We start from the raw sequence: 26081 nt of genomic DNA, 5'->3' as shown, positions 1-26081 counted from the left end.
TTTATTCTGAAAGAACTTCTTTATAAATTTGGTAAATTAATGTTGAGTTTTTTTCCGAAGAAAAATTATCTTTTGCAAACTTAGATGATTTATCCGTAGTAGAAATAAAATGGTCTCCATCAAATTTCAAGACCTTTTTTAATATATCTACTAAATCTAAAATATTTTGATTTTGATAGATAAAACCATTTTCTCCATTTCTAATAATTTCTTTATTAGCTCCACTATCACTAGCAATAACTATTAATCTATTTAACATATACTCAATAGTAACTCTACCAAAAGCTTCGGCTTTAGAAGTCACAACACCAATGTGCATTCGACTTAAAAATAAATTTACATTTTCAACAAAACCATGAAACTTAAATATTTCTTCTAGACCATTATTTTTAATAAGTTCTCTTAATTCTCGAATATAGTTTTCTTTGCCTTCTCCAAGAAAATGGACCTTTAATTTATTTTTTAATGTATCATCATCCTTTATTAATTGATTTATAGCTTTAATCAAATCAATTTGTCCTTTTTCAGACGAAAGATAACCTATTAAACAAATATTAATTATTGATAAGTCCTTAAACTTTTCAATACTTATTGTATTTAAATCTGGTACTAATAGACCATTATAAATAACTTTAATTTTATTTGGGTTAATTGATGAGTTTAAATACTTTTTTGACAGTGCTTTAGATATACAAATGATCTTATTTGCATGATCATTCATGAATTTACTTGCTTTATCAAACCCACAAGAAAACTGAATATTATAATCTTCTTTTCCAAATTCTCGTATATGCCAAATATGTGGTATTTTTAACTTACTACTTAAAAATCCACCTAAATTTGTAACACTTGTGTTCGTATGTATAAGATCAATCTCTAAATCTTTAATAGTTTTATAAATCTGATAAAAATAAATTTTATTTAGACTATTCTTTACAAATTCTTTTAAGGGATTATAGTCTTCATAAATCCATAACAAGAAATTTTCAACCAAAAAATAAATATCATGTTTAATTAGCTCTTTTGTTAAAGACTGAGAACCTCCTTTAGGTAAGATTACAATTGGATTAATATTATAATTATCCCTTAATTCAATTATTAATTGTAACATGGATTTATTGGCTCCATAAAACTCTGAATTATGAGTAATAAACAAAGCTTTAATTTGATATTGATTTCTCATTCAAATTTTGTTATTTTTTAATGTAGTTTTCAATAATTTCCCACATTAATTTATTTTGGTCTGATATATTTTCTTGTTGTTGAGTTATCTTTTTTCGAAGATCTGAATTTAGATTTCTATCTAATAAAATATCTATCTTATTTAAAATTGATAGTTTATCTAATTCAAGAAAAGCGAAATCAGTAAGGTCATATAACTCAAACAATTCTTCATATTTATGAGACCACCCCAAAGCAATACATGGCACTGAATTCGACAAAGAAGAAGCTAAAGCATGAAATCTAGATCCTATTACAAACTTAGCTTTACTTAATTTTTGTTTTAGCTTTATTGGATCTTCTTCTAATAGTACATTAAAATCACCTTTTAGTGAATTAACTAATTCCTTATCCTCTCCTTGTTCTCCATCATGAATTAAAATTGAAACCTTTTCATTAGCTATATTTAGCCTATCAATAATTATATTCAACAAAGAAATATAATTAGAACTCCAATTGTCAGACTTATCTAACATTCTCTTGTTAGGAACAATTAACACTTCTTTAGATTCTTCAAAAGATGATGTTTTCGATTTATAACTTAATGTTATATCAGGAAATAATTCAATATTATTCTTATTATTTATATTTTTCAGATTTTCGTAGGATATTTTATCTCGGGCAAAAATAAGGTCTGACCTTTCTATTACACTACGCATTTTATTGATAATAAAATCATTATCAAACGGACCAAAAGCTTGAGGCAAGAATATAAATTTTGTTTTTTTTGATTTGTGTTTTAAAATAAAATCAACATTTGTAACTGGGCTATTACCCCATTTACTTGAATAAGCATATCCTGAGATATCTATAATTACATCCATATCCCATAAACTACCTTCACCTTTATACCATGGTAAATAGTTTAAGAACCAATTAAAATAAAACTTTTTATCACCATCTCCTACATGTAATAAAGGGCCTTTTAATTCTAAAACATTTAATGTCTCTCTTTGAGTTTTAGTTCCAACTAATGAACTTAAATATACATTAGCCTCAATAAAAAGTTCATTGAGTTTTGAAACTAAAGTATTTAACATTAATTCAGCACCTTTATTATTAAAGTTTCCTCCAACAATTAAAATTTTCATCTAATTATATTTTATAAGTTCATTAATAGTTTTCTTTTCAGAATATGGTATTAAGTCATTTTCTGATGCATAGCCTACTGAAATTAATGCAATAGGTCTTTCGTAGTTTTCTAAGTCCAACACACTATTCATTTTATTTTCTAAATGAGGAACATCTGGCCAATTAATAACACATGAACTTAACCCCTGAACTTCTAGACCATACAAAAATGACATAATAGCTAATGAAGAATCTATATAAATAAGATGTCTATCACGTTCGAATGTATAATTTTCAAGGTTACCAATTACAACAATTATCATTTGAAAGTTGTGTGCAAAACCAGCAGTTCCACCAGGAATACCTGAAACTTTTTTTAATAATGCTTCATCATCAATAACTCTAAAATAAAAAGGTTGTCTATTACAAGCACTTGGTGATAGTTTAGCTATATCAACAGCGTTTTCAATCAATTTATGAGGAACCTTATCATTAGTATACCACCTTACTGATCTTCGTTGCAACGACAGTTTTTTTAATTGATCATATGAAATAGTATTAATTAACCGTTCACTTCTTCTAAAAGGGACCCTTTTATTTCCATGATCACTACTTAAATTAAGTTGTTGAAATAATTTAAATTGTTTTGATAATTTTTCGTTATTTAAATCAACAGCATCAAAATAAGATTCTAAAACATTTTTGAACCATATATAAGAAGGTGTCCCTTTTATTTCAGAATTACTGCTAAATTGAATGAATGCATTCACAGTTTCCTCTATATAATCTAGTGCAAAAACCTTTCTGCGTGGTTTCATTATCAACCCTTTTTCTATTCTATGTATATTTCTTCTTAGTAAAGCCTCAGAATTTGAAAGTTTATTATTTTTCAAATATTTGTAACGCCCCTCTAAAACAGCCTGGCATTCTCTATAAAATGACCTTGAAAACAAGAAATAATAAAGAGCTGAAGTAAATTTAAATTTCCTAGAAAATGTAATCAACAGATTATCTATATCTGTAATAATTTTTTTTATCGAATTAATTATTATTTTTTTCATAAAGAATTACTTTAATATTTTTTTTCATTCTTATTCCAAAGAAAAATGATTTTAACATCATGAATGCCGAACTTCTAAATGACTTATAAAAAAAACAAATCAAGACATTCGAACAAAAATATGAAACTAAAGTCGAATATGCAGTCATTAATAACCCATACCTCGGAATCAAGATAATATTAAGGACTATATTTATTACAGCTCCAAATAAATGGCGTATCAAAGAAAATTTTGTTTTTTCAAGGATTATAATTTCTCTACTCAAGATCGCTCCCCAAAAAATAAACAATAAAGATATAATATGGACATTTAAAATATTGGCTGCTTCTACATATGGGTCTCCAAATAAAAATGTAATAAAAATTTTACTAGTCAACAGGACTATGATAATTGGTAATAAAGAAAGAAGAGTAAATACATCATAAAAAACTTGTAACTGACCTTTGTTCTTTAATTTTGCAATTAGTTCATATAGCGCTAGTGATAGTGTACTTGGGATTACATACCAAACTTCAGAAAATCTAGTTGCCACACTATACACTCCCACATCTTTGGCCGTTAAGAAATAGTCAATTAGAAATACATCAATTTTTAAATTAATCATCCCTGCAAAAGAGGATAGAATTAAAGGAAAACTTAGCTTAATTATTGGTAAATATTTACTTATATCAAGCTTTACCTTAATAATATTTCCAACTTTTAAGTATTTATTAATTACTATCCAAGAAATAATAAAAAGTAAGATATATTCAGATAAAAAAGCAAAACAGAAATAATTAACAGAAAGACTTTTATATACCCCAACTAGTTTTAGAACTAAGCTTATTAAAAATGATGTAACCTGAATAATCGATAACTCTTTTCCTTTATGATAAGAAGTTAAATAAATCTGGGCAACAGTATCAGATCTAAATAAAAAAGTTAATAATATAAAGAAATACCCCCAATAAAACTCTTTATCAATAAGAGTTAAATATCCTAATACTATAAAAAAACAAAATAAAATTACACCAACAATAGATTTTACTATTGAGGCATATTTAATAAGTTCATATTGTAATAATATATTTTCTTCTTCTGTTATCTTTTTTTGCAATACCCCATTTAGGCCGAAATCAATAATAGGTAAAACTACTGTAGAAAATGTTAGTAAATATGAATACTCTCCAAAGAATTCAGGACCTAATGACCTTGCAATTGCAATACCAATAAAGAAATTAGCAGATAATTTTAAAATCCTTCCTGATAATAAATGAAATATAAGAACTAGATATTTATTCATTGTTTGTTAATAACCTCTTCTGAAGTATGCCTTTTATATTTAACTGTTATAATAATTGACTAAACTTATCAATCAACCTATAAGCTACAATTCTAAAGTCTCTCGAATTAATCAAATTGATTTACCTTCAAACCCCTCTACTTTTAATAGATTTTACTAGTCATTTTATATTCTTATGATAGTACTGGTCAAACCAATTAAAACATAAACAGGTATCTTACTAATTAATAAACTTAAAGTTTTACTTAATCTGACCAAATACTTATTAGTCCTTTATAATATAACTTTAGTATATTATAAAGGACTAAATCATCAATAATTATATGTAAGATCTACTCTAGAAACACTATTAGATTTCTCATTTGTAAATACATATTCATTCAGAGTTCCCTCTCATTCTAATATAGTGAAGACTTCTACTTCTTTTTTTATTCTAAATTCCAGCTAGAACATGAACTTTAGATCCGAGAAATTTTCATTTTATAACCATTGCCATTGAAATGGCACCAATGCTACAATAGTAAAGCTTTGAATAATTTATTTATTGAAATTTATTCAAAATAATTTAAAGTATTATGTCCTCCTTCCATTAGGTACCTGTCCTTTTTGAATAGTTTTAAATCAGATCCTATCATATCTTTTATTAAACCTTTTAAATCATATTCTGGTACCCAGTTAAGTTTTTCTTTACATTTAGAAGGATCTCCTATTAACAAATCAACCTCAGTAGGTCTAAAGTATTTAGGATCAATTTTTAAAACTGTCTGACCTACTTTAATAGGATAATCTTTGTTATCAACAGATTTCACTACTGCTATTTCATCTATATTATCTCCTTTAAACTCTAACTCTATACCTAATTCAGCAAAAGACATTTTTACAAAGTCTCTAATTGTCGTTGTAATTCCTGTAGCTATTACAAAATCTTCTGGTTTTTCTTGTTGTAAAATCAACCACATTGCATTAACATAATCTTTTGCATGTCCCCAATCTCTTTTTGAGTTTAGGTTTCCTAGATAAAAAGTCTCTTGTAAACCTAATGCAATTCTACATGCTGCTCTTGTAATCTTACGAGTAACAAAAGTCTCACCTCTTAACGGAGATTCATGATTAAACAGAATCCCATTACATGCAAACATATTATATGCTTCACGATAATTTACAGTAATCCAATACCCATATAATTTTGCAACTGCATATGGAGACCTTGGGTAAAATGGTGTAGTTTCTTTTTGAGGAACTTCTTGGACTAAGCCATAAAGTTCAGAAGTTGATGCTTGATAAATTTTAGTTTTCTCAGTAAGGCCTAATAAGCGTACAGCTTCTAATATTCTTAAAGTACCTAGACCATCTACATTTCCTACATATTCAGGTGTATCAAAACTAACTCGAACATGAGACATTGCTCCTAAATTGTATATTTCATCTGGTTGCACTTCTTGAATAATTCTAGTAAGATTCATTGAGTCTGTAAGATCACCATAATGAAGTTTCAATTTTACTCCCTTCTCATGAGGATCTTGGTAAAGATGATCTATTCTATCAGTATTAAACAAAGAACTACGGCGTTTTATACCATGAACTTCATAACCTTTACTTAATAAAAGTTCAGCTAAATAAGCTCCGTCTTGTCCTGTAATACCTGTAATTAATGCTTTTTTCATATTATCTTCTTAAATACCAATCTACCGTTTTCACAATACCACTTTCAAAATCTTCGTCTGCTTTCCAGTTTAGTTGGTTTTCAATTTTAGTGGCATCAATCGCATACCTTTTATCATGACCCGGCCGATCTTTTACAAAGGTAATCAACTCTTTATAGGATTTACCATTACTTAAAGGTTGTTTACTATCTAAAATCGAACATATCTTATCTACAATATAAAGGTTATTACGTTCGTTTCTTCCTCCGATGTTATAGGTTTCACCTACTTTACCTTTATGATACACTAGATCTATTCCTTTACAATGATCCAATACATATAACCAATCTCTAACATTTTTACCATCTCCATAAATTGGAATTGACTCTTCAGCCAATGCTTTTCGAATAATTGTAGGGATTAGTTTTTCTTTATGCTGTTTTGGACCATAATTATTAGAGCAGTTTGTAGTGACCACCTGCATTCCATATGTATGGAAGTATGATCTTACGATTAGGTCTGATGAGGCTTTAGAAGCACTATATGGGGAATTAGGTGCATATGGAGTATCTTCAGTAAATAAACCTGTTTCACCTAAAGTACCATAAACCTCATCTGTTGAAATATGGTGAAATCTACAATTCTTATATTCCTTTTTATATTCAAAAGGTGCATTCATCCAATATTTTCTAGCAACATCAATAAGAGTAAAAGTTCCATTAACATTCGTATTTATAAATGCTTCAGGTCCCGAAATTGAATTATCTACATGAGATTCTGCTGCAAAATGGATTACACCTCTAATATCATATTGTTCAAATAACTCTTCAATAAGTTGTCTATCACAAATATCGCCTTGAATAAAAGTATACCTAGAATGGTTTGCTTCAATCTCAGAAAGATTTGATAAATCTCCTGCGTAGGTCAATTTATCTAAATTAACAATGTTATAGTCTTGATATTTCTTTAAAAAAAAGGGGACGAAATTAGCTCCTATAAAGCCTGCTCCGCCTGTAATCAATATTGATGTCATAGTAACTCTATTGGTTCATAAAAACGGTACAAAGGTAATTACTTTTTATACTTTATCTAACTCTCTATCAAACTCAGACAATTAATTAAGCTATCTTGCCAATATGGGATAGAAATATTGAATGTATTTTTAATTTTTGACTTATCCATCACACTATATTGAGGTCTTTTTGCTGGTGTTGGATATTCAAAAGTAGATATTGGTTTTACTTCTATTTTGACGTCTTTTATATTAAATATTGTTTTAGCAAAATCATACCAGCTAGCTACTCCCTCATTACTAAAGTGGAGAACTCCGTATTCTTCTTTATCATGTTCAATTATAGTTAAAATTACCTGAGCTAAATCTTTGGCATATGTAGGTGTTCCAACTTGATCTACTACTATACCAAGACTATCTCTAGTTTTTGCTAGATTCAACATAGTCTTAACGAAATTATTACCAAAAGAACTATATAACCAAGCTGTTCGTATTATGTAATACCTTTTAGTATTTTGCTCAATTGCTTTTTCCCCTTCCAATTTAGTTTTCCCATAAACACTTAAAGGTGAAGTTTGATCTGTTTCATTATAGGGTATTAGTTTTTCCCCTCCAAAAACAAAATCTGTAGAAATATGAAATAAGACAGAATTAGTCTTTTCAGTTACCTTCGCTAAAACTTCGGCTCCTATAACATTTACTTTATATGCTGCTTCTTGGTTGTTTTCTGCTTGATCTACAGCAGTATATGCTGCACAATTAATACAATAATTTATTTTCTTATCAATAAAGAAAGTTTCTACCGCATTTTCATCAGTGATATCTAAAGTGTCAATATCAACAAAAAAAAAGTTCCAATTTGCCCCTTCAGATAGCACTCTCAATTCACTACCTAATTGACCTTTAGAACCCGTCACAAGAATTCTTTTCTTATCCATAGATTGATTTATTAAACTCTTTTAAAAATGGAAGGTCTTGATCTTTTTCTGATATGATTTCATCACCATTATTAATACCCCAATCGATTGCTAAACCTGGATCATTATAACGAATTCCACTTTCAGACTCCTTATTGTAATAATTATCACATTTATAAGAAAATTCTGCTGTTTCAGATAATACTGAAAAACCATGAGCAAATCCTCTAGGCACAAATAATTGCTTCTTATTTTCTGCACTTAACTCTACTGCTTCATATTGCCCAAATGTATCACTATCAGGTCTAAGATCTACCGCAACATCAATCACTCTTCCCGATAAAACTCTAACTAATTTTGCTTGAGCATGTACCCCTTTTTGAAAGTGTAAACCTCTTATTACCCCATATGAAGATGATGATTGATTATCTTGTACAAAATTGATTGCTAACCCTGTTACTTCAGTAAATTTTTTCAAATGAAAACTCTCAAAAAAATATCCTCTACTATCACCAAACACCTTTGGCTCAATGATATAACAATCCTTTAATTTCGTTTCTACAATATTCATTTTAATGATTTTCTGATTTTAGAATATTCATGATATATTGTCCATATCCACTTTTAATTAGAGGCTTTGCAATCTCTTCTAATTCCGTTGCATTTATATATCCCATTCGGAATGCTACCTCTTCAATACACCCAACACTTAATCCCTGTCGCTCTTCTATAACTCTAACATACTCTCCAGCTTGCATTAATGAGGCAAAAGTTCCAGTATCTAACCAAGCAGTTCCTCTATTCATAATACTCACTTGTAGCTTGTCTCTTCTTAAATACTCTTCATTAATAGAAGTGATTTCTAGTTCTCCTCTAGCACTAGGCCTTACATTTTTAGCTATTTCTACAACGTCATTATCATAGAAATATAATCCAGGCACTGCATAATTCGATTTTGGTTTTATTGGCTTTTCTTCTATTGAAATTGCTTTTTTATTTTTATCAAACTCTACTACTCCATACCTTTCAGGATCAGTTACATGATATGCATACACACAGCCTCCATCAATATTATTATTGGATTGTAATAGTTTTGATAAACCTGAACCATAGAAAATATTATCTCCTAAAATCAATGAGACTTTATCATTACCAATAAAATCTTCACCCAATATAAAAGCTTGAGCTAAACCTTCCGGTTTCTCTTGAACTGTATAAGAAAATGTACAGCCTACCTTAGTCCCATCTCCTAATAGTTTTTTAAATAACGGTAGATGTTCAGGCGTAGATATTATTAATATATCTCTTATCCCTGCTAACATTAATGTTGATAGTGGATAATAAATCATTGGTTTATTATAAACAGGCATTAGTTGCTTACTGACAGCTAATGTTAAAGGATGTAACCTTGTTCCTGAACCTCCAGCTAAAATGATTCCTTTCATAATATTAATATATAAAAAAGGTGTGTAAGTTAGATTTACACACCTTGCAATTTATATTTTATATACAAATTTTCATGTCTTAAATGTTTGCTTTCTTTTTCAGGTAATCATTTAAGTCCACTAAAACAGCAAAACCAAGAATTGTAAGAAAACCAAATAACATTCCTAATACCGTTTTACCTCTTGTCGAAAGTGAAACTGTAAATAGTTCAGAAAATTTATTTACAAATTCAACAGGTTTTTGTAATGACAATTCCCTTCTGATAACTTTTAGACTATCCTCTAATCCTCTCGCTTCTAACATAACTTCAAGAGATTTTTCACCACTCTGACGAATATATCCGTCAGTCTGTTCATCTTTCATAACAACTACATTAGAAGATGAGGTTTTAGTACCTTTTCTTAGCAATTCACCTTGAGCAATAATGATATCTTTATAAGCATCATTAAACTCTCTTAATTGTTTTCTTTGTTCTAAGTAAACTTCTTCTTTTTCCTTTAAGCTAGTTAAGTAAACAGATTGATAATTTTGAATAAATTTATTTTTTTCAAAAAAATATTCAAAACCACTCTGAAGTTGCTCCTTTGTAATTGAATTTACCTTTGTGCTAATTGTTATTTCAAATCGAGATTCGTCTTCCAATGAGTTAAGATATAATGAATCCGCTATTTCTTCATTTACCCTACCCTTCATGTACTTATTGAAATATCCAATAGTTTGAATTTCTGAAATATTTTCAGCGACTTCTAATGGTACATTTAATTGCTTTGATAATAGTACTCGCCCATCTTGTGTGCATAGAGAATTAAGTTCATCAATCTCAGTGATAAAATCTACACCTTTTAAATATGGGGAATTTACAGTTGCTGTTGAAGAGTAGTATTGTGATGAATCTTTCATTAAGAAGCCTACAACACCACCAATAATCACTGCAATACCAATTACTAACTTCCATTGATAAACTTTTTTATAAAAGTATATTAACAAATTTACAAAGGCTTGACCAATACCAGTAAAAAATTGTTTGATCTTATCCCCTATTAAAGAGAACAACTCAATCAAATCTATTTCATCGTTATTTTTTTGATTGGAAGTATTATTAATATTGTGATCTTTCTTGTTTTCTTGCATGTCTAGCTAATTCAATCGTTTAGAACGGCCAAAGATAATTAGAATTCTAAACTTAAAGTAAAATTTAGAATTCTAATTATGTCAATATTTTCAACTTACTGAGGAAATTATATAAATTCTGGACCTCTTTGTTCTTTTGCTGCTTTTAGGAATTGTTTTACTCTTTGTTCATGATCTTTATTACAGATCATCAATACATTATCATATTCGGCTACAATATAATTTTCCAACCCTTGCACTACTACTAAACGGTCTTTTGGCGTTTTAACAATAGTTTTAAATGTCTCATAAGCCATTACATTACCCTGAAGAACATTTTCTTCTTCATTTTTATCCGCTTGTTCATACAGGGATTTCCATGTACCAAGATCTGACCATCCAAAATCAGTTCTCATGACATAGACATTGTCAGCATGCTCCATGATACCATAATCGATAGAAATATCTCTACATTTTGGATAGATTGTATCAATTGCTTCCGTTTCTTGATCTGTATAAAATTTATCTTCAATAGAAGAAAATAATTGATCTACGTCTTGAAGATTTTCTTTAAATGACTTCTTAATTGTTTGAGCATTCCATACGAAAATACCTGCATTCCAAACAAAGTCACCACTTAAAACAAATGCCCTTGCCAACTCTTCATTAGGCTTTTCGGTAAATGTTTTTACTTTGTAAAGTACTTCAAGTCGTTCATCATTCAAAGCTTGAATATAACCATACCCAGTATCTGGTCTATTTGGGCGAATACCTAAAGTAACTAACACATCATGAGAAGCCACATAATGTAATGCTTTTTCTACCCTTAGTTGAAACTCTGGAACATCCAGAATAACATGGTCAGCTGGTGCTACAACGATATTTGCCTCAGGGTTCTTCAATCCTATTTTATAACACGCATAAGCAATACAAGGTGCTGTATTTCTACGCATAGGCTCGCATAACACCTGATCTTCTGAAAGAAATGGTAATTGCTCTAAAGTGATTTCTTTATAATCGCGACTAGTTACCACAAAAATATTTTCATTAGGACAAACACCTTCAAAACGATCAGCGGTCATTTGAATCATTGTCTTTCCTGTCCCTAAAATATCTTGGAACTGTTTAGGTCTACTTTCTCTACTGTATGGCCAGAATCTACTTCCTACACCACCAGCCATAATAACTACGTAATTATTTTTATTTTCAGACATAATAGTTATGTGAATTTTACTTCTGTTAATACTTCAGTTCTTAGTCTTTGGTTAATTCTATTGACAACATGCTCTCTTGCCATATTTAATTCATTTTTTAATGAAGGAGCATTTAATTTAACATATAAGACTTTACCTCTTAGTTTAATACTTAAAGTTCTTGAGGCAATAGTATGTCCCATTACTTCACCCCAAACTTTACTAATAATAGCTTCATTATAGCTGTGTGATTTTTTCAGAGACTTTACAAATTGTTGCATAGCATCGCCAATACCTAAAGTTTCATGTTTTTTAGGTATCGGTGTCTTCTTTCTAAATCGATATACAGATTTCTTATTTTCCGACAAAATGATCTATTTCTATAAAGTGAGATTCCGTATTTATTTCTTCCATTAAACTCTTAGACCGTTCAGGTCGAGCATCGGTCAAAATAATTTGACCAAATTTCTTCTCTTTTATCAATTCTAGGAGTTTTTTTATTCTATTATCATCCAGTTTATCAAAAATATCATCTAATAATAGAATTGGAACTACTTCTAATGCTTCTTTTAACAAATAATGTTGAGCTAATTTCATAGCGATGATAAATGATTTCTGTTGTCCTTGAGATCCATATTTCTTTAAAGGATAACCTGCCAATTGAAAATCAAAATCGTCTTTATGAATTCCTTTTGTTGTCCTCTGTAAATGTACATCCTTCTCCCAAGCTTCAGCGTAAATTTGTCCGAAATTTTCTTTAGAAAGGTCAGATTTATAAATGATAGAAGCTTCTTCTCTTTCTTCTGATAAAAAAGAATAAGACTCCTGAAAGAAACCATGAAACTTCTCAACAAACTTCTTTCTCTTGTGATGAATTATCTTTGCATTTTGTAAGATGATATGATCGTAAGGAGCAACCCAATCTTTATTTGGTATTTGACGTTTCTCAGCAAACATTTTCAACAGTTCATTTCTCTGTAAAACTGCTCTCTGATAATCTATCAATGCTTTTAGGTATTCTTTATCAAATTGAGAAATGACACTATCAAAGTGTTTTCTTCTGACTTCACTACCTTCCCTTAGTAAATCAGTATCATTGGGGGCTATTAATACACAAGGGTATTTACCAAAATGTTCACTAAACTTTTGATACTCCTTACCATTTAAGCTAAATTTCTTTTTGGGCTTCTGATACTGACATACTACCATATCAGGATCATCTTTTTTATAAAATTTCCCAGACAAAGCGAATATTTTCTCACCATGTCTTGCATTCTGCTGTTCTGTAAAACTAAACGCACTACGAGTCATGGATAAGAAATAAACGGCATCCAAAAGATTTGTCTTGCCTACCCCATTAGGACCGACAATACAGTTTACCCCTTCCGTAAAATCAACAGAAAGTTCCTTGTAATTTTTAAAATCTCTTAGATACAACCGCTCTAAATACATTTACCTTTGCTTTATTGAGTTGCAAAAATAAAAATATTTATCTTTTCAATTAGATATACTTCTTATTTATTCATAAGAGATTGTACTAATGTTGGGAATGGAGTTTCTGTATATCCTTGTTCTTTATTTTCTTTGCTTATTTTATAGATCCTCCACCAATGACGAAATAGATCTTTATATGCTCTCATCAATGAGTTATCTGGGTCATAAATATGTGCTGGTTCAGAATTTACACCATTCAATTCCATTACTTTAAAATCTCCGTTTATTAAAGCATTTTCATCTTTAGCTTTTAAATCATATCTACCGAAATAAAAACCTTCTATAGATTCTGATATTGAGTCGAAAAGTGATACATCCAATTTATCGATAAGGTAATTTGCATCATTAAAGATCGCTCCTCGGCAATGATTTCCCATCTTTGACAACATAAATATTTCATCCTTCTTAATGACCATATTCAGCTGATCCTTGTAAAATTCTTTAAGGAAATCGATATATAGTTGAGCCCTTGGGTGAGTTTTGAACAATGTAATTAGATCACTAACACCATCGCCGATTACATACAATTCACCTTTGAATACTATTGATGTTATTTTTCCTTTCTCTTGTGATGGATATTTTACATACATCACTCCAAACTCATTTGGAGCATCAATAAATTCTTGCAAAATGATATTAGGGGAATTTGCTAATAGATATTCATCTAACTCTTGGTCATTCTTTATCTTCTCTACACCACTTCCTCTTTCTCCTTCATCAGGTTTTAAAATCACAGGGTATTCTAGTCCTAATCTGTTCATTTCTTTCTTTACTTCTTTACTCGTAGGAGCTACTGTAAAGAAAGCTGACTTAGGTACATATTTTTCAGGAAGTTGTTTAAGTACATCATATTTAGAATAGCTGAAAAAGCCACCATATCTCATCCCGGGGTTAGCCAAAGTCATAAAACTTAAGGAACGCGAAAGAGCTGATAGAAGAAAGTAGAAAAAGTATACTGGTATATAAAAAACATAATACGGCCAGAACTCCCACTTAAATAAACGATATCTTAAATTGGGTTTAAGATTCATGATTATAAACTGTTAATGGCAAATGAGCAAAATCTTTTTGAGTTGAATTACGATCATGATACATCATATCCACCCTCTGATCTGTCACTTTTAATTGAGTTGTACTCACAGTACAATATTGAGGACGTTGCATTGATAGTCCTATTGTAGAAGAATCTTCATGATCTAAGTTCTCATGAACTTCTAAAATTTCTTGAGCATTTTTTTCAGATGAGGATAACCAATCTAAAAACTTCTCTTTCCTTTTCTTTGTTTGGTTTGAATTATATAATGTAACTGATGACCAAATATGTGGACTAGCTGGATCTAAAAATTCTTGATATGATTTTTGTCCATCCCAAATAAATTGTATGATTGATAACTCGTCTTTATTCTCAATGACAATCAGCGTAAATGGCTCTACATTATTAAAGTCATATGTGGTTAAATACAATTCAATGTCAACAGCTAACAAAGAATCAATCACCACTTTTCCTCTCGAATGTTTATATGGTGGAGTAGGAATATGTGCTTTCAATCCTCCATTTAATAAGCAAACTACTCTTGAGTTTTCTGATGCTCCTAGCCAAGTACCCAATGCCTGACTATCAATTGGTGCGATAAAAGACACTCCATTTTTCTCATGAATCGTTGGCGCAAATGCAGAAGATCTGCTTTTTCTTTCATCTCTATTTGATGTGAACAAATAAGATGTTGATGATAGAGGTATATAAGTTAGGGTGCACATATGTTAATTGAAATAAAGTAGAATGAGTTATTTACCTTTTCTGTAGGCGTAAGTTGATTTAGCGACTCCAAAGCTATCATTCAAGTTTAACCCTGGGAAATAATGCATTAAACCCACTTTGATAATTGCTAAATGATGTACTGTATGTTCGTTACAATAATGCATTTCGCGAGAAATTGTTGAAGGTGACGACCATTCATTCATTTCCAAGTTTTGAGCGTAATCTTTCACTTTTAAGACTACATCTTCTGTATAGTTATCTAACTGGGAAAAAGATGAAATCTGTTCATCAATCTTAGCTAATGCATTGTATTTATCTGATTCTAAGGTAAGACTTCGCTGCCTATCTTCATAACAGATCTGTTCTCCTTTTTTCACACTATCAATTAAACATTGGTAAAATTCGATAATGTGTCTAGTATGTTGCCCAATAGAAGATCCCGAAAATAAATCTAATGGTGCAATAAATTGTTCTTCTGATATCTGAGTCAATAAATTCTTAAGCTGTTTACATAGCTCAATTGCAGATTGTTTAACGTTATTATTCATGCAAGTAAATTAAGAGCAAAAAATTAGCTATACTCTTTTAAAAATACTGAGTATAGCCAAAATTAAGAAGATTCTATTGACTTTTTTAGGCGAATTTTCCCGATATCATCAATAGTTTATAAAATATAACATCATCTACGACTATTTAGGCCGTTAATGATTCTTTTTTTTGTGTTGATTTTGAAGTTTTCTGAATTCTACCTAATTCTTGTTCTAGTATAAGTAAAGAGGTCATTAATACTACCAATGACATTCCAAAAAGTTGTAAACCAGATGCAAAACTGTTTTCTACGGGTAACTCAAATCCCAAAAACACAAAAGGTATGATGGACAATAAAGACACAAAAATGCCTATGTATGCACCCCATCTACAATACACAGATTGAACTAGGAAAATACTTCCAATAAATTCTAAAACAGCAAACAAGAGGCGCATATCATCTCCAAGGCCCATTTCTAAAAAAATATATACGTAAGCACCATCATCTCCAAATTTGTAAAGTAACGATTGTAAAAGTATGACAGAGGGTACGATTCGAAGAGCCCAATAGGATAATACTTTATGGGTACAGAAGTCTTTGTGCATATGTCAGAAATAATTAGGTTTAACAAGTCTATTACAATTTACTATCCTATCTTTGAAAAAAGAGGTCAAAATAAATCAAGAAAATACCCTTGCAAGAAATGAAGCAAAATAGCACTTTTTCAATATTACTATTTCAATTAATATTTGTACTGATGGGTTGTTCTACTTCTAATGAAGAAAAACAAGATCAAAATCAAGCTTCAAATACTAGTGTTCCTACAGTATCAGCTGATGAAACTTCTTCTAAAAAGACAATCATATTTTTTGGAAATAGCTTAACTGCTGGGTACGGTTTGGAAAAGGAACAAGCATTCCCCCAATTAATACAACAAAAAATTGACAAGTTAGCGTTACCATATACTATAGTTAATGCTGGATTAAGCGGAGAAACTACTGCTGGTGGTTTAGGTAGAGTTGACTGGATTATTGGCCAACAGAAGCCCGATATATTTGTACTTTCTCTAGGTGGTAATGATGCTCTTAGAGGCATTGATCCCAACAACACAAAAGATAATCTCGAAAAAATTATTGATAAGGTGAAAAAGGTCAATCCACAATGTAAGATATTACTTGCAGGTATATTGCCTCCTCCAAATATGGGAGATGATTATTTTAAAGCTTTTGAAAAACTCTACCCTCAAATCTCAAAAGAAAAAAATACTTATTTACTTCCTTTCCTTCTTGAAGGTGTTGCCGGAGAACCTTCATTAAATCAAGCTGATGGAATTCACCCAAATGTTGAAGGAGCTAAAATTGTAGCCAACACTGTATTCAAGAGTCTTCAACCATTACTCTGAATCACTGTCTTTTTTCTTTGGTTTAATGACAGGTCGAATACGTTTAGGTTTAGATGGTTCTTCCTTAGGAGATTCATCTTTTAGTGATTTCTCTGCCGTATCTACACTCGGTTTCTTTTTGAAGACCGGACGAACTTTCTTTGGTTTCACGTCTTCTGTTGACTCCTCAGATACCGATTCGGTTGAACTGTCCACTTTCTTCTTAAAAACAGGACGAACACGCTTTGGGGTACTTTCTGAAGATGCTGATGACTCTGTTGGTTCTGAAGAAGACTCTTCTACACTCGGTTTCTTCTTAAAGACCGGTCGTACTTTCTTTGGTTTTACCTCTTCTATTGGCTCCTCAGGTACCGATTCAGTTGAACTATCCACTTTCTTCTTAAAAATAGGACGAACACGCTTTGGGGTACTTTCTGAAGATGCTGATGACTCCGTGGGCTCTGTAGTAGACTCTTCTACACTCGGTTTCTTCTTAAAGACCGGTCGTACTTTCTTTGGTTTTACCTCTTCTATTGGCTCCTCAGGTACCGATTCAGCTGAGTTTTCCACTTTCTTCTTAAAAACGGGACGAACACGCTTTGGGGTACTTTCTGAAGATGTTGATGACTCCGTTGGTGCTGAAGAAGACTCTTCTACACTCGGTTTCTTCTTAAAGACTGGGCGGGCTTTCTTAGGCTTCACCTCTTCTGTTGACTCCTCGGGTATCGGTTCAGCTGAGCTTTCCACTTTCTTCTTAAAAACGGGACGAACACGCTTTGGGGTACTTTCTGAAGATGCTGATGACTCCGTTGGTTCTGAAGAAGACCCTTTCACACTCGGTTTCTTCTTAAAGACCGGACGGGCTTTCTTAGGAGCTTCTTTCTCAGTTGTCTCCTCTACATTCTTCTTCGATTTTATTACAGGTCTACCTACTTTTCCTTTAGACTCTTCAGTTGCTTTTTTCTTAAAGACAGGTCTAGAAGGTTTATTCTGAGATGGTTCCTCTTCCGACTTTGCTTTCATTACAGGCCTAGAAGGTTTAGTAACAGCTGCATCTCCTTCGTCTTGCTTAACGACAGGACGAGCCTTCATCTTCGGCCTAAACTTAGGCTTACTCTCTGAAGACGAATCAGTTTTCACCTCTTCCGATGTAGTTGCTTTCTCTACAGCCTTTTTAACAACAGGCTTAGGTTTCGCTTTTGGTTTTTCAACTTCTACCTTAACTGCCTCTTCCAACCAATAACGTCTACGAATTTGATTTATCAAAAAGAGCTTTTGCTGTGTAAAACTCTTTGGGTGTACCTGCATAAATAAAGAATCCCATTCCGTATAACGGTCGGGTTCTGCCTCTTTGAAAGCTTTATGATCAATACGTTTTTTTGTTAGATATACCTCAAATTCATTCATAGTATATTTATTAAAGTCTGTCACAAAAATAGGAAGATGGTGTATTTATCTTCAATATTTTAATGAAATGTTTTGTTAGTTACCTACCCACTCTTTATTAAGACGTTGTAGTTGCTTTCTGTAAACACTGAATATTCTTGATTTAGAAACCATGCCTACATATACTTTATCTTCATCAATAACAGGTAAATTCCAAGCATCTTCCTTCTCAAATTTACGCATTACTGTTTGCATTCTTTCTCCGTAATAGACTACATCAGGTGCTTGCATCATTACGTTCTCTATCTTAACTTTCTGTTGTTGCTCTTGATCAAACATAATTTCTCTTACTTGATCTAAGGTGATAATTCCCTTCAACCTTCCTTTATCATTAACAACAGGGAAAACAGAACGTTTACTTACACTAATTGCTTCTACTAAGTCACTTAAATAACCTTTTACAGGTACAGTCACAAAATTGGTTTCGATTAGTTTATTAATGTTTAATCGGTCCAATACCTGCATATCTCTATCGCCTTTCAAATATTCTCCTCTTGCTTTTAATGTACTCACATGAGGAGCGTCAGGATTAACAACACTTACTGTAGTATAAGCAATGGCTGACACTAACATCAGAGGAACAAATAGTGTATATCCTCCTGTAATTTCTGCGATTAAGAAAATTGCTGTAAGTGGAGCATAAACTACACCACATAGTACACCACTCATACCAACTAAGATAAAATGAGATTCATGTAATTCTGCCAAACCTAACAAATTAACTAATCTAGCAAAAGCAAAACCTGTCAAACCTCCAATCACTAAGGCAGGTCCAAATGTACCACCGGCTCCTCCAGAAGAAAGCGTTAACGAAGCACCAATTACTTTAGCAAATAACACCATAATGATATAAGCCAAGAAAAGCCAAGCTTTTGTATTAGGTATTAATGACTCGAACAATTCTGCTCTCACTAACAAGCTATGTTCTTCACCATTTAGAAGGGCTTTTATGGATTCGTACCCTTCCCCATAAATTGGCGGAAAAATGAATATAAAGATTGATAAAAGACCACCTCCGACTAATGCTCTTCTGTATCTGTTAGGAAATCTCTCTTCCATTAAATGTTCCATTTGGTGTAATGTCTGATTAAAATAAATCGACATAAAACCAGCTACAACACCTAGTACAATATAAAATGGAATATGATGTGCTTGAAAGGCCTCTACAATTTTGAATGAGAACAATACTTCCTCACCAACCAATAAAGACGAAACGATTGCTGCACTCACAGATGATATAAGTAGAGGTACAAAATTGGCAACAGAAACTCCTGTCAAAATCACCTCAATACTAAAAATTAACCCTGTGATTGGTGCATTAAATATCGCTGAGATAACCCCTGCCGTTCCACAGCCAATCATCAAAGTCTTTGTTTTATAATCTAATAAAAACGACTGACCAATATTTGAACCGATCGCTCCACCTGTTAATACAATCGGAGACTCTAATCCAACAGAACCACCAAAACCAACAGTAAACATAGATGTAACTATACGAGAGTACATCTTACTTTTACCAATGTTACTATTGTTTTTAAATATATCATGGAGAATATCTGTAATGGCATGTCCTACACTACTCTCTTTATAAAGCGTTTTTGCAATAATCGTCGTAATGATCAATCCAAGAATTGGAAACAATAGTAATCCCCAATTTTCCGCAAAGTTGACATGCGTAATATGATCATGAATATGATGTACTGATAATTTTAGAAGAACGGCAGCAAAGCCAGAGGCAATACCTACCATGCTACTGACAATTAGAATGAAATTTCTATCGGACAGATGTAATCTTCTAAGATTAAATAGTTTTTCTATCAGCTTATGTTTTGCCATTTAATACTTCAGTGCGCTAAAAAATCTATGCGAATTAAACTGCAGTTGATGATATTTATGAGATAAGTATGTTTTGAAAATTTTCCACACAACTAAGTTTTAGTATCTATAATCCTGTAAGACAAAATAATAAAACGACCAAAATTCTTTAGTTCTCTTTAATTGTTTTACAATATTAAAACCAACCTTGAGCAAAAGTACAAAATGAACATCAAAAAAAGCTACGTTCTTATTGAAAAGACCGCAGCTTTATTAATATCATTACAAAACTTATGTATTATAAATGTTAATTCCTTGTATACTCGTTAGTTTTCACCTTTGGTAAGGTAGATCTATATAAAGTATTCAGCTTATCAATAAGCTCATTTACAATAATTGCATTCGCTGAAGATGTATAACTTAGCCCATCCATAGAATAAAAGTTTCCAGATCTATATTCCGTGGTAAATGTGTTTCCATCTTGTTTATAGCCAGTTAATAATCTAGTTGAAATCGATGCCACATCGACATATGCCCAATTGACCGATTTAGCTGCACTACTAATTGCTAAATTATATTCTTGCACCGCTTGAGCAACTTCTTCTTGTGTATTAACATCATAAACCATATCTGCAGTTGGAAAAAGGTCCAACAATGTAGATACCGTAAAATCAGCAGGCAAACCACCATTCGAAATTATTGATGTTAATAATGATCTTAAGTCAGCATAAACATTAGCATATGGCAGCATGATCTTATCTCCTACTTCCAACTGTCTCATTCTGGTTGGTGAGGTAGGGTCCAACACAATAAACGGGTTGGTGCCTGCAACAAACTCTGGAAAATATTGATTTCCTCTTAGCACATCTAATAATGCTACGACAATAGTACCAATCGATTCATCAATCGCATCTTCCAAGCTTTCTGGAGTTAGCGTTCCTTCCACATTGTTCAGTACTATTTTATATAATTGATTAGAAATAATTCCAGTAACCTGATCATTATCGATAAACATCATCAGTAATTGATCTATTGACATTTTGAATGCTGTCTCAATCACCATAATTTCTAATGGATCAGAAGACATAATTGCATTTACTGTAGATGCAGAATCTGTTTCAAAATCAGTTACCCAATCTCTTGTGATACCTGCGAAAATATAATCTGCTATCAATTGTTGATTTGCAGGAAGTGCCGTCTGTGTTCTTGCTGTTGGAGCTGCTAATGGTACTGTCACCACATTTACTCTCCTTCCCCAATTAGTAGTATAAAAAGTTTTATTATAGACTAAGTTGTACGCCAGAGTATCTTGAATATAAGAACAACTAGACGGATAATCATCTACTGAAGGTTTCAGGGGTAATTGTTCTTTATTTATTCCTGGTTCGGTCATATCATACCCATTACAAGTATTGATAGCAGCTATTCCTAATTCTCCATCCCACCCATTGACTAAAATTGGTAAAATAAACTCATCCCTAAGGTATTCTTCTGCTACAGGCTGAGTGACTGAACTTCTTATTGAATCCAAAAGAAAAACAATAGCTCCTGATGCAATTTCATCAATTCCATTATTTAAAGCTGTCGCAGTTTCTTCTGTCAGCTCTAATGAGTTTCTCATATGATTAAAAAATGGTATCTCATTAATAAAATCAATACCTATCATTGCTCCACCTTTCTGATCAGATAATGGTAACGCCATATTTTCCAACTGAATTCCTAATTGACTGGCATCAGGTAATTCTAAATCCTGATCTGTGTATTTGTGGATCGCATAATCCAAAATATCTCGACGTCCGGCTGATATTAAAGTAAAAGTGGGATCTAAATTGACAACAGTACCAAACATTGATGCTGTATCTGAAGAAGAAAAATATGCAAAATATGGATTTTCAGTTTTATAGCTTGGTATAGTAAAATCATTAAACTTGGCTCCAATTACAGAAATATTGGTAAAACCTTCTCCTGAAGCTGTTGTACCTATAATAGAAGGGACATTTTCAGAAAGAATCCTAGCTTCTCCCATAATCCATGAACCCTTAGAATATCTTATCGCTTCCGTTGAATCTTCTGCAGGTATACCTGTTCCTTGTGTTGTCACCTCAGGGTTAATGATTTCAGGTCCTAAATTATTTTGAGAAATCACCTGTGAAAAGATTCCTGCTACAGAATTATCTTGTGCTTCTTTATACCACACATTGTCTTGTAATCCAGCAGTTACACCATCGCCAAGTGCTACAAACCTTGAATAACTAATAGGTGTTCCTATACGAGTAGTCCCTGAATCGGTAATATTTTCATTCTCATCTTTAGTCGCACAGGAAATTGATAGGATAATGGTTGATAAAATAATGATAGTTGATCGTAAAGAGTATCTCATTTTTTGTTTCTATTTTGTTTGAGTGATTTCAACAACACACTCATAATCAGCAATAAATATAAAAAACCTACCATCATTACTATTGTAATAAGGTAGGTTTTCCATAAAAGTAAATATTTTTACTTCTTATTGTTTAATTTTCAACAATCATTAAGATTAATTAGCAGGAGCAGGAACTGCTGTTTCCTCTACTACAGGGTAATCGTTTTGTTGAACTGTTGGAATTTTAGCTCCATATTTATTGTTGATTGCTTCGATTGTGTAATTCGCAATCACAGCATAACCTCTCTGAGTAAGGTGTGCACCATCTAATGAGAATAAGTTACCTGATAAATATTCAGTAGTGTAAGTAACACCATCGATGATAATACCTGTTACTGCCTCATGCATAATTGATCTTGTATCAACATAAGCAAAACCACGAGCATCAGCTTCTGATTTTAAGAACTCATTGTATTCTCCAATTGCAGTTTCAACAGCTTCAACGTCTGAAGCAATTAAAGCTTCACCGTTCGCAGGTACAGGTAGTACTTCTTGTAAATCTTCAGGAAGATCACCTCCACCAACGATTACACCTACTAAAGCAGTAATTTTTCCTTGAGCAGTTAAAGTAAATTTCGTTCCTACTTCAGATTGTCTCATACCAGTTGGAGAAGTTGCGTCATAATAAGGCATTTGATTAGACTCCATTGTAAATACTGGATATGTACCTTGTTCTTGCATATATGAATCAGAATCTGCAATAGCTTGCTCTGCATTCATTTGAGCCCAAGTAATATTTAAACCTAAACCAACAAAACCTGCAATTTGAGTTTGTCCTTCAACAGAAGCTAAATAAGTCATAGCATCAGCTGGTGATAATGGATTCTCAGGATCTGTAGTTAACTGTAAGAATATTACAGTGTAAGCAAGATCTGATGGTACATTTGGATCTTTATCTATTGAAGGTGCCGTTGCCGCCGCTGCTGCTACTGCATTGATTAACTCTCCATTTCCTGGATCAATACTAGGTGTTGCTACAGCTGTAATTGTAGGGTTTTTCGCATCTCCAATTGTTGACGCCATAAATCCATTCACCAAAGTCAATACGCTTTCAGAAAATTCAAGTCCTGCCAAAGCTATAACTCCTTCTAAATTTGAAGGCATAAAATTAAACAGTGCAGCTTCCATGATATTTGGAATATTTAGAATTACACCATTTGCACCGTTTGCTGACATTGTCTCAAAAACTTGAGTCATCGCCGCTTTGTAAGTCTCTACTGGAGTGATCGCAGTCGCTTGTAAAATATCATTTGAACCTAAAGATCCACCTGACGTTGCAAAGCCTAACACATCATTTGCTCCTAACCAAACTGAGAAGAAAGTTGCATTAGCTGCTGCTGCATCATTCAATACAGTAGCCGTAGCTTCAGAAGAGAAATATCCAAATAAAGGATTTGCTACACCGTAACCAGGTACCGCCATATCTACAGCTCTGATACCAGGTACAGCCATATTGTGATAAGTACCAGGTGTAATATTATCTGATGCTCTTGCACCATCCACATCAATTGTTGGTAAAGCGCTTGGTCCAGCATTAGTTAATACTAGTTGTGTTCCAAAGTATGCTTTACTTGAATTTGATACTAAAGGTTGAGTAAAACCGTTTGCTCCTAAGTTTACAGATTGTAAGCTATTTGCAATTAATTGAGGATAAGAATTAGCTTGTGCTTTTGCTACCCATGCTCCATCAGTGTACCCAGCTGTGAGCGAGTTACCAAGAGCTACATAAGTAGTAAAGTCAACAGCATTGCCACTAGCATCAGTACCTGCTGATGGTTGAAAATCATCCACCTCTATTGTACAAGATGCTAAAAAAGCTACAGCTAGTGCTGCTATTATAGATCTATATTTATTAAAAATCATTTCTTTTTCTTTTGTAGAGTAATGGATTAGAAGTTATAGTTTAGTGAAATACTTGGGATATAAGCAGTCGCCTTATACACTCCATTTAAACCTCCAGTATCTTTGTCTGTCGGTACAATATTTTCTCTTTGTTGTTTATTCGTAAACAAGAATGCAGCATCAACACTGAATTTCTCTGTAAACATATAGCTAAGTCCTACTGAAGTACCAATTGATAAAGCATCTGGTGACTCTGGAGTCATGTGACCATCTGGTACAGGAGTAGTATCTACATAAGCACCCGCTCTAACAGTTAAAGCATCTGTAACCATATAATCAGCACCTAAGTTAAAGATCCAAGAATCTTCCCAGCTTCTGTCATATGCAATTGGAGCATAGTCACCGTCAGGGAATTCAACTTTTAATTCTTTGTAAACACTCCATGTTACATAGCTAACATCAAAACCGATCGATAACTTTTCATTTGGATAAAAACCTAAACCTACTGCATAAGTATTAGGTAATGGTAAAGTCGCATCGAAAGCAGCTTTATATCTTTCACCTGCTGTAAATTTATCTCCGAATAATTGCTCACCAATAAATGCATTAGGTACATCAAAGAAAGCATCGCCTCTTTCCACTGACATATCAACACCATGACGGTAATTTAAACCTACTGTGAATTTCTCACTTGGTTGTAAGAAAACACCTGCATTGAAAGTATATTTAATCGTATTACCTTCCATATCGAACCCTACATCACCACCAGATGCTGCAACACTCTTTTTGAAAGAAACACTACCTGATACAATATCAACCCCTGCACCCACAGAAATCATATCATTGATTCTGTATGAAACAGTAGGTTGGATATAAATCGCCTGTAATGAAATTTCTTGTAATGAATATCTTCCTGTCCAACCATCTTCGTACGATACTGTCGAACCGAAAGGAGTAAATACACCTAAACCAAATGCCCAAGGTGATTCAGCAGATGGTCTGTATACACCATACGCTTGGAAGGGTGTACCCATTGGGGAAGTTGAAGCATGCTTTGTCGCACCATCAGTTGGTCGATAAGAGATATTTGAGAATACCGGGTTAAACCCTACTTGAACCGTACTTGTTTCTAAAAATGATAATGCACCAGGGTTAAAAAAGATGCTGGATCCGTCAGGTCTAAAACCAACACCAACATTTCCTCGTCCCACTGATTTTGTTCCTTGCAAAAGCACCTGGAATCCATTAGCAAAAGATGCAGATGAAATGCATACGGCTGCCAACGCAATTAGTAGATTTCTGATTTTCATTAAATAATTAAAGTTAGATGAAGCGTCTAATCGTGATTGAAAAGGTTTACTTCTTATTTTCGTTTTAAGTCAATGAATAAAAAAATGTTATGCATACATAACAATTGTGAACAATTATAAATTCAAT

General features: G+C 32.3%; 23 protein-coding genes. 1 reads left to right on the top strand and 22 read right to left on the bottom strand.

All coding sequences use genetic code 11. The annotated features are described in order from the left end of the window. Window position 1: 1 nt before the first annotated feature. The 17 genes from HGP29_RS17875 to HGP29_RS17795 form a co-directional block, all read right to left on the bottom strand. Window positions 2-1183, bottom strand: a complete 1182-nt coding sequence (locus HGP29_RS17875) for a glycosyltransferase family 4 protein (RefSeq protein WP_168883795.1) — start codon at window positions 1181-1183, stop codon at window positions 2-4. Between the two features lie 10 nt (window positions 1184-1193). Then, the gene (locus HGP29_RS17870) at window positions 1194-2312 is read right to left on the bottom strand and encodes a polysaccharide pyruvyl transferase family protein (RefSeq protein WP_168883794.1); all 1119 of its coding nucleotides are present in this window, start codon (window positions 2310-2312) and stop codon (window positions 1194-1196) included. After that, window positions 2313-3353 carry a nitroreductase family protein gene (locus HGP29_RS17865; RefSeq protein WP_168883793.1) on the bottom strand — a complete coding sequence of 347 codons (1041 nt, stop codon included), beginning with the start codon at window positions 3351-3353 and terminating at the stop codon, window positions 2313-2315. Further along, complete coding sequence (locus HGP29_RS17860; RefSeq protein ID WP_168883792.1) at window positions 3334-4635, bottom strand: flippase; 1302 nt, start codon at window positions 4633-4635, stop codon at window positions 3334-3336. The genes HGP29_RS17865 and HGP29_RS17860 overlap by 20 nt, the downstream gene beginning before the upstream one ends. Before the next feature lie 551 nt (window positions 4636-5186). Further along, the gene (gene gmd / locus HGP29_RS17855; RefSeq protein WP_168883791.1) at window positions 5187-6299 is read right to left on the bottom strand and encodes a GDP-mannose 4,6-dehydratase; all 1113 of its coding nucleotides are present in this window, start codon (window positions 6297-6299) and stop codon (window positions 5187-5189) included. 1 nt (window position 6300) lies between these two features. Next, window positions 6301-7311, bottom strand: coding sequence for a dTDP-glucose 4,6-dehydratase (gene rfbB / locus HGP29_RS17850; protein WP_168883790.1), 1011 nt, complete (start codon window positions 7309-7311; stop codon window positions 6301-6303). Window positions 7312-7367: 56 nt separating this feature from the next. Then, window positions 7368-8228: a dTDP-4-dehydrorhamnose reductase gene (gene rfbD, locus HGP29_RS17845; RefSeq protein WP_168883789.1), complete on the bottom strand. Its 861-nt coding sequence runs from the start codon at window positions 8226-8228 to the stop codon at window positions 7368-7370. Next, window positions 8221-8778, bottom strand: coding sequence for a dTDP-4-dehydrorhamnose 3,5-epimerase (gene rfbC, locus HGP29_RS17840; RefSeq protein ID WP_168883788.1), 558 nt, complete (start codon window positions 8776-8778; stop codon window positions 8221-8223). Before rfbC ends, rfbD begins: the two co-directional genes overlap by 8 nt. Window position 8779: 1 nt before the next feature. Beyond that, entirely contained in the window at window positions 8780-9652 is an 873-nt protein-coding gene (gene rfbA, locus HGP29_RS17835; protein WP_168883787.1) for a glucose-1-phosphate thymidylyltransferase RfbA, read from the bottom strand. A gap of 79 nt (window positions 9653-9731) precedes the next feature. Next, a complete protein-coding gene (locus HGP29_RS17830) occupies window positions 9732-10784 on the bottom strand; it encodes a hypothetical protein (protein WP_168883786.1) in 1053 nt (350 codons plus the stop codon). 107 nt (window positions 10785-10891) lie between these two features. Continuing rightward, window positions 10892-11977: a mannose-1-phosphate guanylyltransferase gene (locus HGP29_RS17825; protein WP_235958318.1), complete on the bottom strand. Its 1086-nt coding sequence runs from the start codon at window positions 11975-11977 to the stop codon at window positions 10892-10894. Window positions 11978-11982: 5 nt separating this feature from the next. Further along, on the bottom strand, window positions 11983-12324 hold the full coding sequence (locus HGP29_RS17820) for a DUF721 domain-containing protein (protein ID WP_168883785.1): 342 nt from the start codon (window positions 12322-12324) through the stop codon (window positions 11983-11985). Further along, entirely contained in the window at window positions 12311-13408 is a 1098-nt protein-coding gene (gene recF, locus HGP29_RS17815) for a DNA replication/repair protein RecF (protein WP_168883784.1), read from the bottom strand. The genes HGP29_RS17820 and recF overlap by 14 nt, the downstream gene beginning before the upstream one ends. A 62-nt stretch (window positions 13409-13470) precedes the next feature. Further along, window positions 13471-14355, bottom strand: a complete 885-nt coding sequence (locus HGP29_RS17810) for an ATP-grasp domain-containing protein (protein WP_168883783.1) — start codon at window positions 14353-14355, stop codon at window positions 13471-13473. Window positions 14356-14470: 115 nt separating this feature from the next. After that, a complete protein-coding gene (locus HGP29_RS17805; protein WP_168883782.1) occupies window positions 14471-15208 on the bottom strand; it encodes an NRDE family protein in 738 nt (245 codons plus the stop codon). A gap of 27 nt (window positions 15209-15235) precedes the next feature. After that, window positions 15236-15757, bottom strand: a complete 522-nt coding sequence (locus HGP29_RS17800) for a DinB family protein (RefSeq protein ID WP_168883781.1) — start codon at window positions 15755-15757, stop codon at window positions 15236-15238. Between the two features lie 145 nt (window positions 15758-15902). Next, complete coding sequence (locus HGP29_RS17795) at window positions 15903-16343, bottom strand: hypothetical protein (RefSeq protein ID WP_168883780.1); 441 nt, start codon at window positions 16341-16343, stop codon at window positions 15903-15905. Between the two features lie 98 nt (window positions 16344-16441). Here HGP29_RS17795 and HGP29_RS17790 point away from each other — a divergent pair, with 98 nt between their 5' ends. After that, on the top strand, window positions 16442-17140 hold the full coding sequence (locus tag HGP29_RS17790; protein ID WP_168883779.1) for an arylesterase: 699 nt from the start codon (window positions 16442-16444) through the stop codon (window positions 17138-17140). On the opposite strand, the gene HGP29_RS17785 is transcribed toward HGP29_RS17790, so the two are convergent. The 5 genes from HGP29_RS17785 to HGP29_RS17765 form a co-directional block, all read right to left on the bottom strand. Further along, window positions 17132-18526, bottom strand: a complete 1395-nt coding sequence (locus HGP29_RS17785; protein ID WP_168883468.1) for a hypothetical protein — start codon at window positions 18524-18526, stop codon at window positions 17132-17134. The two genes, HGP29_RS17790 and HGP29_RS17785, sit on opposite strands and share 9 nt — an antisense overlap. 75 nt (window positions 18527-18601) lie before the next feature. Further along, window positions 18602-20401, bottom strand: a complete 1800-nt coding sequence (locus HGP29_RS17780; RefSeq protein ID WP_168883778.1) for a chloride channel protein — start codon at window positions 20399-20401, stop codon at window positions 18602-18604. A 286-nt stretch (window positions 20402-20687) separates the two neighbouring features. Continuing rightward, the gene (locus HGP29_RS17775) at window positions 20688-22760 is read right to left on the bottom strand and encodes a hypothetical protein (RefSeq protein WP_168883777.1); all 2073 of its coding nucleotides are present in this window, start codon (window positions 22758-22760) and stop codon (window positions 20688-20690) included. A gap of 156 nt (window positions 22761-22916) precedes the next feature. Then, a complete protein-coding gene (locus HGP29_RS17770) occupies window positions 22917-24665 on the bottom strand; it encodes an SGNH/GDSL hydrolase family protein (protein ID WP_168883776.1) in 1749 nt (582 codons plus the stop codon). 26 nt (window positions 24666-24691) lie between these two features. Next, window positions 24692-25954: an OmpP1/FadL family transporter gene (locus HGP29_RS17765; protein ID WP_168883775.1), complete on the bottom strand. Its 1263-nt coding sequence runs from the start codon at window positions 25952-25954 to the stop codon at window positions 24692-24694. Window positions 25955-26081: the final 127 nt, after the last annotated feature.

The organism is Flammeovirga agarivorans, from assembly GCF_012641475.1.
Lineage (GTDB): Bacteria > Bacteroidota > Bacteroidia > Cytophagales > Flammeovirgaceae > Flammeovirga > Flammeovirga agarivorans.
Note: the sequence above shows the minus strand (reverse complement) of the source record. Positions and strands in the feature narration are given on the sequence as shown.

What these genes read in the sequence shown, in the direction of transcription:
- HGP29_RS17875 (WP_168883795.1), bottom strand. Translation starts at nt 1,183, where the DNA reads ATGAGAAATCAATATCAAATTAAAGCTTTGTTTATTACTCATAATTCA.
- HGP29_RS17870 (WP_168883794.1), bottom strand. Translation starts at nt 2,312, where the DNA reads ATGAAAATTTTAATTGTTGGAGGAAACTTTAATAATAAAGGTGCTGAA.
- HGP29_RS17865 (WP_168883793.1), bottom strand. Translation starts at nt 3,353, where the DNA reads ATGAAAAAAATAATAATTAATTCGATAAAAAAAATTATTACAGATATA.
- HGP29_RS17860 (WP_168883792.1), bottom strand. Translation starts at nt 4,635, where the DNA reads ATGAATAAATATCTAGTTCTTATATTTCATTTATTATCAGGAAGGATT.
- gmd (WP_168883791.1), bottom strand. Translation starts at nt 6,299, where the DNA reads ATGAAAAAAGCATTAATTACAGGTATTACAGGACAAGACGGAGCTTAT.
- rfbB (WP_168883790.1), bottom strand. Translation starts at nt 7,311, where the DNA reads ATGACATCAATATTGATTACAGGCGGAGCAGGCTTTATAGGAGCTAAT.
- rfbD (WP_168883789.1), bottom strand. Translation starts at nt 8,228, where the DNA reads ATGGATAAGAAAAGAATTCTTGTGACGGGTTCTAAAGGTCAATTAGGT.
- rfbC (WP_168883788.1), bottom strand. Translation starts at nt 8,778, where the DNA reads ATGAATATTGTAGAAACGAAATTAAAGGATTGTTATATCATTGAGCCA.
- rfbA (WP_168883787.1), bottom strand. Translation starts at nt 9,652, where the DNA reads ATGAAAGGAATCATTTTAGCTGGAGGTTCAGGAACAAGGTTACATCCT.
- HGP29_RS17830 (WP_168883786.1), bottom strand. Translation starts at nt 10,784, where the DNA reads ATGCAAGAAAACAAGAAAGATCACAATATTAATAATACTTCCAATCAA.
- HGP29_RS17825 (WP_235958318.1), bottom strand. Translation starts at nt 11,977, where the DNA reads ATGTCTGAAAATAAAAATAATTACGTAGTTATTATGGCTGGTGGTGTA.
- recF (WP_168883784.1), bottom strand. Translation starts at nt 13,408, where the DNA reads ATGTATTTAGAGCGGTTGTATCTAAGAGATTTTAAAAATTACAAGGAA.
- HGP29_RS17810 (WP_168883783.1), bottom strand. Translation starts at nt 14,355, where the DNA reads ATGACTTTGGCTAACCCCGGGATGAGATATGGTGGCTTTTTCAGCTAT.
- HGP29_RS17805 (WP_168883782.1), bottom strand. Translation starts at nt 15,208, where the DNA reads ATGTGCACCCTAACTTATATACCTCTATCATCAACATCTTATTTGTTC.
- HGP29_RS17800 (WP_168883781.1), bottom strand. Translation starts at nt 15,757, where the DNA reads ATGAATAATAACGTTAAACAATCTGCAATTGAGCTATGTAAACAGCTT.
- HGP29_RS17795 (WP_168883780.1), bottom strand. Translation starts at nt 16,343, where the DNA reads ATGCACAAAGACTTCTGTACCCATAAAGTATTATCCTATTGGGCTCTT.
- HGP29_RS17790 (WP_168883779.1), top strand. Translation starts at nt 16,442, where the DNA reads ATGAAGCAAAATAGCACTTTTTCAATATTACTATTTCAATTAATATTT.
- HGP29_RS17785 (WP_168883468.1), bottom strand. Translation starts at nt 18,526, where the DNA reads ATGAATGAATTTGAGGTATATCTAACAAAAAAACGTATTGATCATAAA.
- HGP29_RS17780 (WP_168883778.1), bottom strand. Translation starts at nt 20,401, where the DNA reads ATGGCAAAACATAAGCTGATAGAAAAACTATTTAATCTTAGAAGATTA.
- HGP29_RS17775 (WP_168883777.1), bottom strand. Translation starts at nt 22,760, where the DNA reads ATGAGATACTCTTTACGATCAACTATCATTATTTTATCAACCATTATC.
- HGP29_RS17770 (WP_168883776.1), bottom strand. Translation starts at nt 24,665, where the DNA reads ATGATTTTTAATAAATATAGATCTATAATAGCAGCACTAGCTGTAGCT.
- HGP29_RS17765 (WP_168883775.1), bottom strand. Translation starts at nt 25,954, where the DNA reads ATGAAAATCAGAAATCTACTAATTGCGTTGGCAGCCGTATGCATTTCA.